This window comes from Actinomadura logoneensis (genome assembly GCF_003428695.1).
Taxonomy (GTDB): domain Bacteria; phylum Actinomycetota; class Actinomycetes; order Streptosporangiales; family Streptosporangiaceae; genus Spirillospora; species Spirillospora logoneensis.
Map to the genome: position 1 here is coordinate 1 of NZ_QURH01000007.1, position 15,494 is coordinate 15,494.

The following is a 15,494-nucleotide window of genomic DNA, read 5'->3' on the forward strand; positions in this document are numbered from 1 at the left end:
CGGGCGGCCGGCCCGCCGGTCCGGACGCCGAGAAGGGCGCTCCGGCGCCCCGCCGTGCCCGCCTCGCGCGCCCGTCCGCCGACACCGCCACCCCCGAGACCGCCGCCGACGCCGCAACAACGACCGGTGCCGACGCCGAGTCCACCCTGCCCGCCGACTCCAGCCTGCCCACGGCGTCCGCCGACTCCACCCCGCGCACGGCGTCCGCCGACTCCACCCCGCGCACCGACTCCGCTCGGCGCACCCAGTCCGTCCTGCCCGCCGACACGTCCACGTCCTCCGACGCGCACACGTCCACGTCCGCCGACGCGCCCACGTCCGCTGACACGTCCAGGTCTTCTGGCACGTCCCGGTCGTCCGACACGCCCACGTCCGCCGGCTCCGCCTCGTCGGGCGCGTCCGCCGAGTCCCGCCGCGGCGGCCCGTCCGGCGGCGCCGCCCGCACCGCCACCCCCGCCGAGAACCCTCCGTCGCCCGAGGACCCCACGTCCAACATGAGCGTCCACCCTGACTCCGCGCCGGCCCCCGCACCCGCTCCCGCCGCCGGGCCCGGCACCGACTCCGCCGACAACGTCCTGTTCACCACGGCCGACACCCCTCCGGAGCCGAACGCGAACACCGAGCCCGCGGACGACCCGTCCGACGAGAAGCGCCCCACCGACACCCGCCCCACCGACACCCGTCCCGCCGGCACCCGTCTCACCGACAGCCGTCCCGCCGGCGCCCGTCCCGCCAGCGACCGCTTCGACGACCGCCCGGCCGGATGGTTCGCCGACGACGACCTGGCCGGCGTCGGCGGCTGGAAGACCGGCGAACGCCTGGTCGCGGCGGCGAAGGCGGCCGAGGCCGGGACGCTGCCCGGCGTCGGGACGCGGCGGGGCGAGCTGACCCGCGCGCTCGCCGGCCTGCGCGACCAGCTCGGCGCGTTCGAGCTGGTCCTGGACGTCCCCGGCGTCGAGGAGGCCCGCGAGCAGCGGCTCGACCTGCGCAACCAGCTGGTCGACTACGCGCTGCCGCGCATCGAGGGCGCGAGCGCCCCCATGCTGGTCGTGCTCGGCGGCTCCACCGGCGCGGGCAAGTCCACGCTGGTCAACACGCTGGTCGGCAGCCGCGTCAGCGCCACCGGCGTGCTGCGCCCGACCACCTCCAGCCCGATCCTGGTGTGCCACCCCGACCACGCCGAGTGGTTCCTGGAGGGGCCGCTTCTGCCCGGCATGGGCCGCGTGAAGGGCCCCGCGCCGGACGCGATCGCCGGCGACCAGCTCGTCGTGATCACCAGCGAGGAGCTGCCGCCGGGCCTCGCCCTGCTGGACAGCCCCGACTTCGACTCGGTCTTCGAGGACCACTACGAGTTCGCGACCAAGCTCATGGCCGCCGCGGACGTCTGGCTGTGCGTGGTCACCGCGTCCCGGTACGCCGACGCGATGGTCTGGCAGATGCTGGAGCGCGCCCGCGAGCAGGGCGCGACCGTCGGCGTCGTGCTGTCCCGCGTCCAGGACGGCGCGGGCGCCGAGGTCGTCGAGCACTTCGGCGAGATGCTCGGCGAGCACGGCGTCGGCGACGCGCGCCGCTTCATCGTCCCGGAGACCCGGGTCGAGGAGAGCCGCCTGCCCGAGGAGGCCGTCGAGGAGATCCGCTCCTGGATGACCGGGATCGCCGACGACCCCGACCACCGCCGCGTGGTGATCGGCGACACGCTCGGCGGCGTCCTGGACAGCCTGCGCACCCGCGTCCCCGAACTGGCCGAGCACGTGAAGGCCCAGGTCGAGGTCCGCGCCGAGCTGGCCGGGCTGGTCGAGTCCGCCTACGGCGGCGGCCTCGCCGAGCTGGACGAGGCGACCCGCAACGGCTCGCTGCTGCGCGGCGAGGTGCTCGCCCGCTGGCAGGACTTCGCCGGCACCGGAGACCTGCTGCGCTCGCTCCGCACCCGCCGCAACAAGCTCGGCTTCGGCCGCCGCACCTCGCGCCGGCACCGCAGCCCCGTCCGCGTGCGCGCGCTGAAGGGCGCGCTGCGCAGCGGCCTGGAGGCGCTGATCGTGGCGTCCGCCGAGCACGCCGCCGAGCAGGCCGTGACCGCCTGGCGCGAGCACCCGGCGGGCCGGCAGGTGCTGGCCGGGTCGGCGGTGCCGGGCCTCGGCGAGGTCTCGCCCGAGCTGTCCCGGCGCGTCTCCCGCGCGGTCAGCTCCTGGCAGGACCACGTGCAGGAACTCGTCCGGACCGAGGGCGTCACCAAGCGCTCGGTCGCCAAGATCGTCTCGTTCGACACCGAGGCCCTCGCGCTGGTCCTGATGATCGGCCTGCTCGGGTACGGCACGTCCGAGGTGAACGTCGAGGGCGGCACCAGCGCCGTGCCGCAGCGGCTGCTGAAGGCGCTGTTCGGCGCCGAGTCGCTGCGCGGCATGGGCGCCAAGGCGCGCGCCGACCTGCGCAGCCGGATCGCGATGCTGTTCGACGAGGAGGGCCTGCGGTTCGGGCAGGCGCTCGACGCCGCCGGGATCCCCGACGAGACCGTCCCCGTCCGGCTCTACCAGGCCGTCTACAACCTCGAGGTCGCCCGATGACCACCTCGGCCCCGCCGCCCGTCGCCGCCCCGCCGCAGGACCTGGCGGACGTCCCCGGGCTCACCGCGCGGCTGGACGCGCTGGACCGGATCACCACCGCCGGCGCCAGCCGCCTCGACGCGGCCCTGCTCGACGACGCCGCCGTGCTGCTCGACCGCGCCGGCCAGCGGCTCCGGCTGTCCGGCGACCACACCGTGGTGACGCTCGCGGGCGGCACCGGCAGCGGCAAGTCCTCGCTGTTCAACGCCCTGTGCGGGCTGGAGCTGTCGCCCACGGGCATGCGCCGCCCGATGACGTCCCGCGCGCACGCCTGCGTGTGGGGTCTGGACGGCGCGGGCCCGCTGCTCGACTGGCTCGACGTGGACAAGCGGCACCGCTACGCCCGCGCGTCCGCGCTGGACCTGCAGCGCGCCGACGACTCGCTGCAGGGCCTCGTCCTGCTGGACCTGCCCGACCACGACTCGATCCAGGCCATGCACCGCGCCGAGGTCGACCGCTTCGTCACGGTCGCCGACCTGCTGATCTGGGTCGTGGACCCGCAGAAGTACGCCGACGCCGCGCTGCACCGCAACTACATCGTCCCGTTCGCCAAGCACGCGGGCGTGACGCTGATCGTCCTGAACCAGATCGACCGGCTCGCCCCCGACGAGGTGGCCGAGTGCGTCACCGACCTGCGCCGCCTGCTGGAGGCCGAGGGCCTGGCCAAGCCGCGCATCGTCACCACCTCGGCGGTGTCGGAGGAGGGCGTGCGCGGCCTGCGCGAGGTCCTCGTGGACACCGTCGCCGCCCGCCAGGTCCGCAGCGACCGCCTGCTCGTGGACGTCGCCGACATCGGCGAGCGCTTCGCCCCCTACAAGGGCGACGGCGAACCCCCGACGGCCGTCGACGACGCCCACCGGGACGGACTCAAGCGCGCCCTCACCGACGCCGCCGGAGCCCCCGCGGTCGCCGAGGCCATGGAGAGCGCCTACGAGCTGCGCGCCGCCGACTTCATCGGCTGGCCCGTCCTGTCCCTGGTGGCGCGCCTCCGCAGCGACCCCCTGCGCCGGATGCGCCTGGGCGAGCTCCGAGAGGAGCTGCGCGGCGCCTTCACCGGCCCGGTCGGAGCCCAGCAGGGCGAGGTTGACACCGCCCTGCTGGACGTCACGGACGGCATCGTCGCCGGCCTTCCGCCCGCCTGGGCGCGTTCCGTCCGCGCCGCCGCCCGCCGGCACGCCGCCGACCTCCCCGAGGAGCTGGGCGAGGCCATGAAGGAGGCGCTGCCCGACTTCAACCAGGTGCCGCGCTGGTGGTGGCTGGTCAAGACGTGGCAGTACTTCCTCGTGCTGGTCTCCGTCCTCGGCCTCGCGTGGATCGGCCTGCTGGTCGCCTACGGCGCGCTCCACGTCGCCAAGGCGCCGAGCGGCTGGCTGGGCGAGACGGGCCTGATCCCGTACGTGGCCGTCCTGGTGGTCTGCACCCTCGGCATGGGCTGGCTGACCACCGCGACCTGCCGGAACCTGGTGGCCCTGTCGTCCGCCAGACACGGCGAACGCATGGAACGCCACATGCGCGACCGCATCGCGACGGTGGCCGAACAGAAGGTCCTGGAGCCGATCACCGAGGAACTGGCCCTCTACGCCGCCTTCCGCGACGACGTAGACCTCCTCCGAGCCACCTGACCACTCCACCCGTACCACGTCCGCCCACGGGCTCTGCGGCGACGCCCACCTGACCGCGCGGCCACCAATGGCCCTGCGGCGACGCCACCTGACCCGCGTCTGCACCCTTGACCTGCGGTAACGCCACCTGATCCGCGTCTCCCCCTTTGGCCTGCGTTCACGCAGCCTGATCCGCGTTCACGCCGCCGGATCAGCTGCCGCCTCGCTCACTTCCGGGCGTTCCCTACCGTCTCGGACGGACGGCTGTTCCTCTAGGGCGGACGGCTGTCTCTCTCGGACGGACGGGCTGCTCGCGATGGGCGCCCGCACGGAGTTATCCACAGATCGGCGGGCGACTTTCCCGGCCACCTCACTCTCCGCGATCGTGGAGTCCGGAAGCGTCACACGGAAGCTTCCGCACACCACGACTCACCGGAGGTAACCGATCATGAACGAGACCCAGATCACCGTCATCGGCTGGGTCGCCGACACCCCGCAGTTCCTGGTCACCGCGAACGGCACGCCGTACCTGTCCATGCGCCTGGCGTGCACGCCGCGCCGCTTCGACCGCGGCACGGGCCAGTGGGCGGACGTCGAGACCATGTTCCTCACCGTCAACTGCTGGCGCGGCCTGGCCGAGAACGTCAACGCCTCGGAGTTCGCCCGCGGCCATCCCGTGATCGTCACCGGCCGGCTCCGCATCCGCCAGTACGAGCGGGACGGCCAGTGGCGCTACTGCGCCGAGATCGAGGCGACCACGCTGGGCCACGACCTGACCCGCGGTACCGCCGACTTCCGCGCGGCGTCCCGCTCGACCTCCCTCACCGACTCCGACCGCCGCGAGGCCCAGGAGCTCTCCGACCTGTTCGCCCTGACCGGCGACAATCCCATTGAGGAGGCCACCGAACACTCCAAGGCCGCCTGACCACCAGAACCCCGACCCTGATCCCCTTGCACCCGCCGGGCCGCCCAACGCGGCCCGGCCACCCTCCCCACGCCCGCCAAGCGACGCTCACCTACACGCGGTGTCGTAGAGGAACGGTTTCTTCGGCCGGGACGCCCGCACGCGCAAGGCGATGCGCTCTGTCGGGAGCGCACGGGGACCGGGGCGGGAGACTGGCGCGAGGCGGCGGACAGGTGGACGCGGGCGATTCCCAGAAGCGGAGTGGCTCTCACTCGTTTGCGGTGGGGTGGATGGGGCGCGGGCGGCACAGGCGGTGTGGTTTGTGGATGGACGTCGGTCGATGGGGGAGGTGTCAGTGGCCGCGGAGGTGGGGTGATGCCGCCCGGAGTCGATGAACGAGTCCGAACGCCGATTCGTCACAAGGGAGAAGGGGAGAAGGCGGAGGCCACGGCTTGAAGAAGACCTTCGGGGCCGGTCACCGGCGGGCTCGCCCCACGGAGCAACGTCGTGGGGCGCAGCAGCCGGTCGCGCGGGGAGGGAGAAGGAAGCACGGGGACGGATCTTCGGAGTCGCACCGGGGAGTTGAACGCACTGAAAAACACACGCGGGCGGACCACCCGCGGGCGGACCGGCCGAATCCAGCGCCCCGGCAGGGGTGGCTTGATCGGGCGGGGGGATGTCGGGGGTGGGTGGATCGGTGGTGCGGGCGCAGAGTTTGGAAGCGGCCCGGCGGGCGCGCGGTCGGCCGGAGTGGGCGGTCCGCTACGGCGGACCGGCCCGTTCGGGGAGGGCACGGCCACCGGGCCGGACGGTCTCGCAGAGGCCGGGGCGCCGGCCGGAACGGGAACCGTCGCGAGGGTTCACGCCTGCGCGAACGGTTCGGACCGGTGCGGCGCGGGCCTCTGCCTGGATGGTCGCCCGCCGCGGAGATCATCCGCGGCGAGGGCGCGCGGTCGCTGTGCGACCGTCGTGCGCAGGGCCCAGAGGTCTAGACCCAGGAAACGCCGCGCATGGTGGATTCCCCCTCCAATGGTGCGGGGGACCGCGGAGCCCGCGGCCCCTGTGGGTGACCACGGTGGCCGCCCACCTGTTGAAGTACCGAAGCTACCGGTTTCCGGCGCACTCCGCACACGTTGCAACTATCGTGTTACACAACGTGATGCATAGGGGGGAAGGATGACGGCAGTGCAGTCGTCCGCCGAGGACCGAGGTGGCGAACTGACCCACACGTCCCGGCGCCCAGGGGGATCCGGGCGGCCGTCCGTGCTGGCCGTCTACGTCCCGGCGGTGGTGCTGCTGCACCTGGCACTGACCGCCGCGGGGCTCTGGCGCACCTCGTTCCGGCTAGAAGATCTACTTACATTTGCCGCGCTGTTGGCGTGTGGCGGGGTCTGTATCGAAGCCTCGCGCCGTCTCGGCATGCCGGCGGGTGTCGCGCGCGACCTGCTGTCCGCGTGGTGGCTGCCGGTGGCCCTGCTGCTGCCGCCGGTGTTCGCCCTGCTTATCCCGATTCCGCTGCAGACGTGGCTCCAGTTCCGCGTTCGCCGGACGCTGCTGTACCGGCGCGTCATGGTCACCTCGGCGCTCGGGCTCGCGGGCGCGTGTGCGAGCGTCGTCTTCCACTCGGTGGTGCCCGAACCGCTGGCGGACGGTCCCGGGTGGGTCGTCCAGGGGTATCCAGGCATTCCGGTCGCCATCGCCTGCGCGGCCCTGTTCACCGTCCTCAACACCGGCATCGTCGCCGTCGCCGCCCACTCCGCCGCCCCCGAGGCCCGCTGGCGCGACGTCCTCTGGAACCGGGAGAGCCTGCTGCTGGACGTCGTGGAGCTGTGCGTCGGAGTGATCGTCACGATCACCAGCGCGGTGGCCCCGGCGCTGCTCCTGCTCGCGCTGCCCCCGGTCGTCCTGCTGCAGCGCAGCCTCATGCACCAGCAGTTGCAGGCCGCCGCCCGGACCGACGCCAAGACCGGCCTGCTGAACGCCGCCGCCTGGCAGCGCGAGGCCGACGCCGAACTGTCCCGCGCGCACCGGACGGACGAGGCGCTGGCCCTGCTCCTGATCGACATCGACTACTTCAAGAAGGTCAACGACCGCCACGGCCATCTCGTCGGCGACCAGGTCCTGATCGGGGTCGCCAGCACCCTGTGCGGGCAGGTCCGCGACTACGACGTGGTCGGACGCTTCGGCGGCGAGGAGTTCGTCGTCCTGCTTCCCGGCGCCGACACCGTCGAGGCGTGCCGCATCGCCGAACGCCTGCGCGGCCGTGTCCGCCGCCTCGCCGTCCCCGCCGAAACCGGCACGGTCGCCGTCACGGTCTCGGTGGGCGTCGCCCTCCTGCACACCCACGGCTCCGACCTCATCGAACTCCTCGCCGCCGCCGACCTGGCCCTCTACCGGGCCAAGGAGTCCGGCCGCGACCGCGTCTGCCTCCCCGCCATGGAAGCCCCCCGCCCCACCGAAGACTGACCTGCGTCCATGCCGCGGGAGTCGGCGGTCGCTCCCCGGAGAGCTGCCCCCTCGGCTGGGTTGTTTTCGCTTGGCGGTCGGCCTCTGGAGGGCTGACCTCGGCGGGGTTGTTTTCGCTTGGTGCCGGGTCTCCGGGGGCTGGCTTCGGCCGGGTCGCTTCGCTTGGCGGTTGCTCTCCGGTGGGCTGACCTCGGCTGGGTCGCTTCGCTTGGCGGTCGCTCCCCGGAGAGCTGGTTCCGGCTGGGGTGTTTTCGCTTGGCGGTCGGTCTCCGGAGGGCTGATCTCGCCTGGGGGACGCTTTCGCTTGGCCTTCAGTCCACTGAGGGGGCTGATCTCGGTGGGTGGCTTCGCTAACCCCTCCGGTTGTCTCCGAGAGTTGATCTTGGCAGGGTGTCTTCGCATTGGCCCCCGGTCTTCCGGGGAGGCTGATCTAAGCGCGGTTTCCTGGTCCCCTGGTCCCCTCTCGGGGGTGGCTCCTTGTGGCGGGGTTTTTTCGTTGGGCGCTCGGTCTACAGAGGGCAGATCCTTGCGTGGTGGCTTCGCTTCGTGAGGCGGACTTCGGTGGGCCGATCTTGGCAAGTGTCTTCGCTTGGTGCCGGAGCTGCGAAGAACTGATCTCTGTGTGGTGTCTTCGTTTGGCGAGCAGGCTGTGGAGGATGATCTCGTGGGGTGACACTTCGCCTGGCGCTCGGGGCTCAACGAACTGATCTTTTGCGCGGCCTCTTCGCCCGTTTCTCGGCGCCCGAGGACTGGGCTTGGGTGCGGTTTCTTGCTCTCGGCAAACTGGCCTGTCCGTGAATTGGTCTGGCGGTCCGTCTGCGACGTGGCCAGGCGGTCCGTCTGCGTCGGGGTCCGGCGGTCCGTCTGCGTCGGGGGCTGGGGTCCGTTTTTCGACGAGGGCTGGGGCCTCTCTGCGTTCGTGGGGCTGCTTGTGGTCCTGCGGCCGGGGGCGGGCTGTCGGGAGGCGGTCTGCGAGTGGCGTTCCGTGGGCGCCGGCCGGCGAATCGGGCTCTGGGGGAGCGGTCGGGCGTGGGTGGGGGCGGGATGGGTGGGTTCGGGTACTGGGGGCGGGTGTCCGAAGGGTGCGACGAACGGTGCTCAGGACCCAATAGGCTTGAGGATTATGGCCGAGTACATCTACACGATGCAGCCCAATAGGCTTGAGGATTATGGCCGAGTACATCTACACGATGCAGCGTGTGCGCAAGGCACATGGCGACAAGGTCGTCCTGGACGACGTCACCTTGCACTTCCTGCCCGGCGCCAAGATCGGCGTGCTGGGCCCGAACGGCACCGGCAAGTCGACGCTGCTGCGGATGATGGCCGGTCTGGAGCAGCCGTCCAACGGCGACGCCAAGCTGATGCCGGGGTTCACGGTGGGCATCCTGCAGCAGGAGCCGCCGCTGAACGAGGAGAAGACCGTCCTCGGCAACGTCGAGGAGGGCGTCGCCGAGACCAAGGCGATGCTCGACCGGTTCAACGAGATCGCCGAGCAGATGGCGACCGACTACTCCGACGAGCTGATGGCGGAGATGGGCAAGCTGCAGGAGCAGCTCGACCACCGCAACGCCTGGGACCTCGACTCCCAGCTCGAGCAGGCGATGGACGCGCTCCGGTGCCCGCCGCCGGACGCCGACGTGACCAAGCTCTCGGGTGGTGAGCGCCGCCGCGTGGCGCTGTGCAAGCTCCTGCTGGAGGCTCCCGACCTGCTGCTGCTGGACGAGCCGACCAACCACCTGGACGCCGAGTCCGTCAACTGGCTCGAGCAGTTCCTCGCCAAGTACGAGGGCACCGTCCTGGCGGTCACCCACGACCGGTACTTCCTGGACAACGTCGCGACGTGGATCCTGGAGCTGGACCGGGGCCGCTGCCACCCCTACGAGGGCAACTACTCCACCTACCTGGAGAAGAAGGCGGAGCGGCTCAAGGTCGAGGGCAACAAGGACGCCAAGCGCAAGAAGCGCCTCCAGGACGAGCTGGAGTGGGTCCGGTCGAACCCGAAGGCGCGCCAGACCAAGTCCAAGGCCCGTCTGCAGCGGTACGAGGAGATGGCCTCCGAGGCCGCCAAGACCCGCAAGCTGGACTTCGAGGAGATCCAGATCCCGCCGGGCCCGCGCCTGGGCAACACGGTGATCGTCGCCGAGAACCTCACCAAGGGCTTCGACGACCGGGTCCTGATGGACGGCCTGTCCTTCAACCTGCCGCCGAACGGCATCGTCGGCATCATCGGTCCGAACGGCGTCGGCAAGACGACCCTGTTCCGCATGATCGTCGGGGAGGAGCAGCCGGACACCGGCGTGCTGCGCCTCGGCGAGACCGTCCAGGTCTCGTACGTGGACCAGGGCCGCGGCGGCATCGACCCGGACAAGACGGTGTGGGAGGTCGTCTCGGACGGCCTCGACCACATCAACGTCGGCCAGGTCGAGATGCCGTCCCGCGCCTACGTCGCGGCGTTCGGCTTCAAGGGCCCGGACCAGCAGAAGCCCGCGGGCGTCCTGTCCGGCGGCGAGCGCAACCGGCTGAACCTCGCGCTCACCCTCAAGCAGGGCGGCAACGTGCTGCTGCTGGACGAGCCGACCAACGACCTGGACACCGAGACGCTGTCCAGCCTGGAGAACGCCCTCCTGGAGTTCCCCGGCTGCGCCGTGATCACCTCGCACGACCGGTGGTTCCTGGACCGCATCGCCACGCACATCCTCGCGTGGGAGGACGGCTCGAACTGGTTCTGGTTCGAAGGCAACTTCGCCGACTACGAGAAGAACAAGGTGGAGCGCCTGGGCGCCGAGGCGGCCCGTCCGCACCGCGTCACCCACCGCCGCCTCACCCGCGACTGACCGTCCGCGCGCCGGGCGGCACACCGTCGGTCGTTCGGCTTGCCCCTGGTCCGTCATGAAGCGCCGCGTCCCGCACCGGGACGCGGCGCTTCCGCATTTCGCGGGCAGCCACGCACAGGCGTCAAACGATCCGAGAGCAGTCGCCTGCGAGGTTCGCGCGTCTCGGCTCGCAGCGGACGCCCTCCAAGCCCCTGCCCTGGTTCGTCCGCGACGCGACCACGCCCGGTCCGAACCGAGGGGAGAGCGGCACTGAATGATCTTCGCGCCCGAACTTCCCCTTCTGGGCAGGCCGCACTTAATGATCTCCGTCTGGAATCGAGTTCGTGGCGATTGATGGCGGCGAGGGCGTTATTTAATGGCGATGTACGTCTCTATCGTCAATCGCCTCCAGGTAGTGGATTGTCTGTTTCTCCGTCACCGTCCGTCGACCATACTGCCTGGTAGCTGCGCTGTCGGTGACGCTTCGGCGTCTCTGCTGGTAGCGGGTTAATTGAGATCGTGTGTCAACTTTCGGGGGCACTGAGGGCAGTTATGTGTATCAATCGTTTCGGGCGAATCCGGCTATCCGTTCGTATCGCCCTGGACTCGAAAAGGAAAACGTGTGATCGATTTCGTTCGCTGGGTCGGCCTCGTCGCCACGGTCGCGGTTCCCGCCGCGCTCTGGCCCCGGCTGGTCCGGATCCTGGAGCAGCTGGCGCGGTCGAGGGCCGACGTCCGGCTGGAGCGGGAACGCCGGCGCACGCTGCTGCACGCCCTCGCCGTCCTCCGGCCCGGGATGCACGTGACCGAGCGGGACGGGCGGGGCTTCCATCGCACCCTGCGCGGCAGTCCGCCCCCGCGACGCGAGGCGGGCCGATGAGCCCCCGGCCGAGCCGTCCGTCCTCGTTCCCCGAGTTCTACGAGGCGGAGATCAAGCGCCTGACCGCCTACCTGCGGGCGCAGACGTCCGACGGGCGCTGGGTGGAGGACATCGCGCAGGAGAGTCTGATCGCCGCGGCGGACAAGTGGGACGAGCTGATGACCTACGACCGGCCGGACGCGTGGCTCTTCAAGGTCGCCACCAGGATGCTCCGCCGCAACCAGGCCAAGGCCCGCGAGCAGTGCACGTCGCTGGACGAACTGGGCGAACGCGCGGGTCCGGAGCTCGGCCAGCCCGGGCTGCTCGACCTGCACACCGCCGTCCGCCGCCTGCCGCGCCGCCAGCGCGAGGCCGTCTACCTGCACTGCGTGCTGCGCTACTCGCTGGAGGAGGCGGCCGCGATCCTCGCCATCAGCGAGAGCTCGGTCAAGACGCACGTGCGGCGGGCCAGGCAACGGCTCGCCGAACTGCTCGCGGACGACGGGTCGCCTCGTCCCGGCCGGAGCACGACGCGAGTGCGGAGGACGCGATGAGCCTGGACGAGCTCTTCGCCGAGGCCGCCCGCGAGGTCGGGCGGATCCCGGACGTCGAGCACGCCGTCAGCCTCGACCGGGTGCGGCGGGAGTGCGCCCGTCGCTCCTGGGACGACATCGAACGCGCCCGGCACGCCGCCTTCCTCGACTCGCTCGATCTGGAGCAGGCCGCCTACGAGCTCGGCCGCCGCTGCGACCAGGCCGGGGACCTCGGTGAGGCCGCGCGCTGGTACCGGGTCGCGGCGCGCCAGGACCACGGGGACGCCGCGCTCCGGCTCGGGGAGGTCCTGGGGATGCTGGCGGAGCGGGCGTCCCGGCGGGCCGACGGCGAGCCGTCCGCGGCGGCGCGCACCCGGGCACGCCGGGACGCGCTGCACCTGGTCACCGAGGCGGCGCAGGCGTTCGCCGAGGCGTACGCCGCCGGGTATCCGGAGGCGGCCGAGCTGGTCGAGGAACTGCTGGACCTCGTGGACCGCGGGCGGCCTCCCTCCCAGGACCGGGGCGAAGTTCCCGCCGGGCGCGGCTGCCCGGATTTCCCGCGCTGGCACGGGGTGCTCAGCGAAGCGGAGATCCAGCGCCTGAGCAGCCACGCCGCCCAGTGCGTGACCTGCATGAAGGAGTTCATCGCCCGGATGCGCTCGGCCGCCGCCACCGTCCCGTCCGGCGCGCTGCCCGACCCCTTCGCCCGCCGCTGACGGCCGATCCGCCCCGTCCCGCCGTGGACGGGCGGGACGGGGCGGCGGGTAGCATCGGCGCGCGGACCCATATCGACGGACGGACCGGGCGAGGACATGCAGAGCGGTGACGAGCGGCCCATGGCGGAATTCCGGCATGTCTACGAGTTCCACCTGAGGTTCGGCGACATCGACTCGCAGGGCCATGTGAACAACGTGAAGTTCCTCGGCTACCTGGAGGACGCCCGGCTGGAGATGTTCCACGGCGACCCCGTCCGCAAGGGCGAGGAGCCCATCCGGGGGATGGTGGTCGCGCGGCACGAGATCGACTACGTGACGCCGCTGCTGCCGACCGTCCACCCCGTCCGGGTGGAAACGTGGATCACCCAGGCGCGCGGCGCGTCGTTCACGCTGGCCTACGAGGTGCGGGACGACGACAACGTGTACGCCCGCGCGACCTCGGTGCTCGTCGCGTTCGACGTGGAGAACAACCGGCTGCGCCGCTTCACCCCGTACGAACGCGACTTCCTCGCCCGCTACCGAGCCCCCTCCGACTGACCAGCCGCCCGCTACCGAGGCACTCCGACTAACTGCCCTCCCCGGCGTCCCCGCCGCCTCACCACCTCAGCGAAGCCACCCGCCGAACAAGGTGTCCGCGCGGCCCCGCTCGGGTTATGCGGCTGCCCGAAGCATCCGGTGAGGGCATCGCGCGTCTGCCAGAGGCGGCATGTCAGGGGCGCCGCGACCCGAATGGGCATGCGGCTCGCTGGGGCGTCAACCCAGGTCACCGCGCCCGCCGAGAACGGCCCGCCAGCGCAGCGGCCGGACGGATGTCCGGCCTGCCGACGCGTCTGGCCCGGTCGTCGGCTGTTGGGTGAGCAACCGTCCGTCCGTCTTGGAGCCGTGCGGCAGGTCAGGTGGCGGGCGGTGGGGGCGCTCGCCGGGTTACCGCGTTGGCTCCGGAAGGATGGAGGCGGTCGTGTGGGAGTCCAGGACCTCGGTGAAGGTGCGGACGAACAGTTCGGGGTTCTCGAACGGGAGGCCGTGGCCGCCGGGGACCTCGACCAGGCGAGCACCCTGGATCGCCTCGACCATGAAGCGCTGGTGGTGCGGCGGGACGATGCGGTCGTCGGCGCTTGAGATCACGACCGTGGGCGCGGTGATCCTGGGCAGCAGGGCGGTGATGTCGACGGTGAGGTCGGTCTCGATCTGTCGCAGGTAGCCGTCCGAGACGGCCCGGATGGCCTGGGTGAAGCCGGCCGTCGCCGCCTCGAAGTCGGCTTCGGTGCGGGCGCGCAGGGTGGCGTCGCCCATGGCGGTGAACTGGAGCAGCCGCGCCTGCAGTTCGGGGTCGAGGCGCGTGAGGCGGGCCCACAGGTCGAACTGGAAGGCCATCCACGGGTCGGTCTTGGCCCATGCGGCGTGCGGGGTCAGGGACAGGACGCGGTCCGGCGCGGTTCCGGCGACGGCGGTGGCGACGGTTCCGCCGAGGGAGTGGCCCGCGATGTGGAAGCGGTCCAGGCCGGCGTGGTCGGCCGCGCCGAGGACCTGCCGGACCAGGTCGTCCAGCAGGATCGGGCCGCCGGCGTCGCGGGTCGCGCCCGCGCCCGACAGGTCCGGCGCGATGAGGGTGAAGCGGTCGGCGAGCGCGTCGATGAACGGTCCCCAGTTGCCGGGGCCGTCCGCGCCGGTGCCGTGCACGAGGACGAGGCCCGGGCCGGTGCCGGCGCGCAGGTAGTCGACGGTGCTGGGGCCGGTGCTGAGCCGGACGTCGACGGTGGGCATGTGAAGGGTTCCTTTCAGAGGGCGGGTTCGACCGTCGCGCGCTCCTCGGCGGCGACAGGGGGAGTGGGAGCGGGACGACGCAGGAGCCGGGCGACGATCAGCGCTCCGACCAGCGTCAGCGCCGAGAGCGCCCACAGGGCGTCGTGCAGCGCGCCCGCGTACGCGTGCGTGGCGGCTTCGGCGTAGCCGGGCGTCGCCACGCCGGACGGGGGAGTCATGTCACCTTGGAGCAGCCGGGAGGTGGCGGCGGACGCGGCGGACGCTCCGTAGCGGCCCTCGAGGTCCGCGCGGGTGAAGGTGGTGAGCAGCGCGCCGAGGACGGCGACCGCGACGACCTCCCCGCTGATCCGGGCGGTGTTGAACACCCCGGCGGCCATCCCGGCCCGTTCGGGCTCGACGGCGGAGATCGCCGCGCCGTCCATGATGGCCAGCGAGATCCCGAAGCCGGTGCCGATGAGCAGCAGCGGCGCGGCGAGGGAGCCCGCGCCCGCGCCGCCCGGGACGAGCGCCAGCAGCGCCGTCCCGGCCGCGACCAGCAGCAGGGTCAGGACGAGCAGCCCCCGCTGGGACAGCCACCGGCCGAGCGTCCCGGTGAGCGGCGGAAGGACGAGCGTCGGACCGGTCAGCAGCATCAGCGTCAGACCCGCACGGCTCGCCGAGGCGTGCAACGTCGCCATGAAGTACGGCGGCAGGACGATGGTGAGCGCGACGAACCCGAACGCCAGCAGGAACGGCATCGCGGAGATCGCGACGAAGCGCGGCCGGGTCAGCAGCCCGAGGTCCACGAGCGGGCTCGGGTGCCGCCGTTCGACGATCCCGAACGCGGCCAGCAGGACGGCGCACGCGGCGAACCCGCCGAGGACGGCCGCGTGCGTCCAGCCGAGCGACGGGCCTTCGACCAGCGCGAACGTGAACGCGGAGAGGCCGAGCGTGAACGTCGCGGCACCCGTCCAGTCGATCGGGCCGGACGCGTCCCGCCGTGATTCGGTGAGCAGCGGGACGGCGAGCAGGCTCGGCACCAGGGCGAGGGCGGCGGCGCCGAAGAACGCGCGCCAGCCGAGGCCGGTCACCAGGAGCCCGGCGATGACGGGGCCGAACGCGAGTCCGAGGCCGAGGACGGTTCCGAACACCCCGAACGCGCGGACGCGTGCCGGGCCGTCCGGGAACGCGGCGGCCAGCAGCGCGCTGCCGCCGGTGGTCGCGGCGGCGGCGCCCGCACCGGCGAGCAGCCGCGCGGC

11 protein-coding genes are annotated in these 15,494 nt (G+C 72.2%); 9 read left to right on the top strand and 2 right to left on the bottom strand.

All coding sequences use genetic code 11. The features are described from left to right. From DZF91_RS00225 to DZF91_RS00265, 9 genes are all read left to right on the top strand, one after another. Positions 1-2,561 (top strand): hypothetical protein (locus DZF91_RS00225; RefSeq protein WP_328589096.1); only part of this gene is annotated, 2,561 nt, incomplete at its 5' end. Further along, on the top strand, positions 2,558-4,222 hold the full coding sequence (locus DZF91_RS00230; protein ID WP_117355496.1) for a P-loop NTPase family protein: 1,665 nt from the start codon (positions 2,558-2,560) through the stop codon (positions 4,220-4,222). The genes DZF91_RS00225 and DZF91_RS00230, both read left to right, overlap by 4 nt. A 427-nt stretch (positions 4,223-4,649) precedes the next feature. Beyond that, the gene (locus DZF91_RS00235) at positions 4,650-5,126 is read left to right on the top strand and encodes a single-stranded DNA-binding protein (protein ID WP_117355497.1); all 477 of its coding nucleotides are present in this window, start codon (positions 4,650-4,652) and stop codon (positions 5,124-5,126) included. Between the two features lie 1,155 nt (positions 5,127-6,281). After that, positions 6,282-7,571, top strand: a complete 1,290-nt coding sequence (locus DZF91_RS00240; RefSeq protein WP_117355498.1) for a GGDEF domain-containing protein — start codon at positions 6,282-6,284, stop codon at positions 7,569-7,571. Positions 7,572-8,740: 1,169 nt separating this feature from the next. After that, positions 8,741-10,405, top strand: coding sequence for an energy-dependent translational throttle protein EttA (gene ettA, locus DZF91_RS00245; RefSeq protein WP_117355499.1), 1,665 nt, complete (start codon positions 8,741-8,743; stop codon positions 10,403-10,405). A 601-nt stretch (positions 10,406-11,006) separates the two neighbouring features. Further along, a complete protein-coding gene (locus DZF91_RS00250) occupies positions 11,007-11,264 on the top strand; it encodes a hypothetical protein (protein WP_117355500.1) in 258 nt (85 codons plus the stop codon). After that, a complete protein-coding gene (locus tag DZF91_RS00255) occupies positions 11,261-11,797 on the top strand; it encodes an RNA polymerase sigma factor (protein ID WP_117355501.1) in 537 nt (178 codons plus the stop codon). The genes DZF91_RS00250 and DZF91_RS00255 overlap by 4 nt, the downstream gene beginning before the upstream one ends. After that, entirely contained in the window at positions 11,794-12,492 is a 699-nt protein-coding gene (locus DZF91_RS00260) for a hypothetical protein (RefSeq protein WP_117355502.1), read from the top strand. The genes DZF91_RS00255 and DZF91_RS00260 overlap by 4 nt, the downstream gene beginning before the upstream one ends. A gap of 120 nt (positions 12,493-12,612) precedes the next feature. Then, on the top strand, positions 12,613-13,029 hold the full coding sequence (locus DZF91_RS00265; RefSeq protein ID WP_117355506.1) for an acyl-CoA thioesterase: 417 nt from the start codon (positions 12,613-12,615) through the stop codon (positions 13,027-13,029). A gap of 387 nt (positions 13,030-13,416) precedes the next feature. Here the strand turns inward: DZF91_RS00265 and DZF91_RS00270 are convergent, their stop codons facing one another. Both DZF91_RS00270 and DZF91_RS00275 read right to left on the bottom strand, forming a co-directional pair. Beyond that, the gene (locus DZF91_RS00270) at positions 13,417-14,256 is read right to left on the bottom strand and encodes an alpha/beta fold hydrolase (RefSeq protein ID WP_117355503.1); all 840 of its coding nucleotides are present in this window, start codon (positions 14,254-14,256) and stop codon (positions 13,417-13,419) included. 14 nt (positions 14,257-14,270) lie between these two features. Next, positions 14,271-15,494, bottom strand: a 1,224-nt coding sequence (locus tag DZF91_RS00275) for an MFS transporter (RefSeq protein WP_117355504.1), incomplete at its 5' end; no start/stop codon positions are given.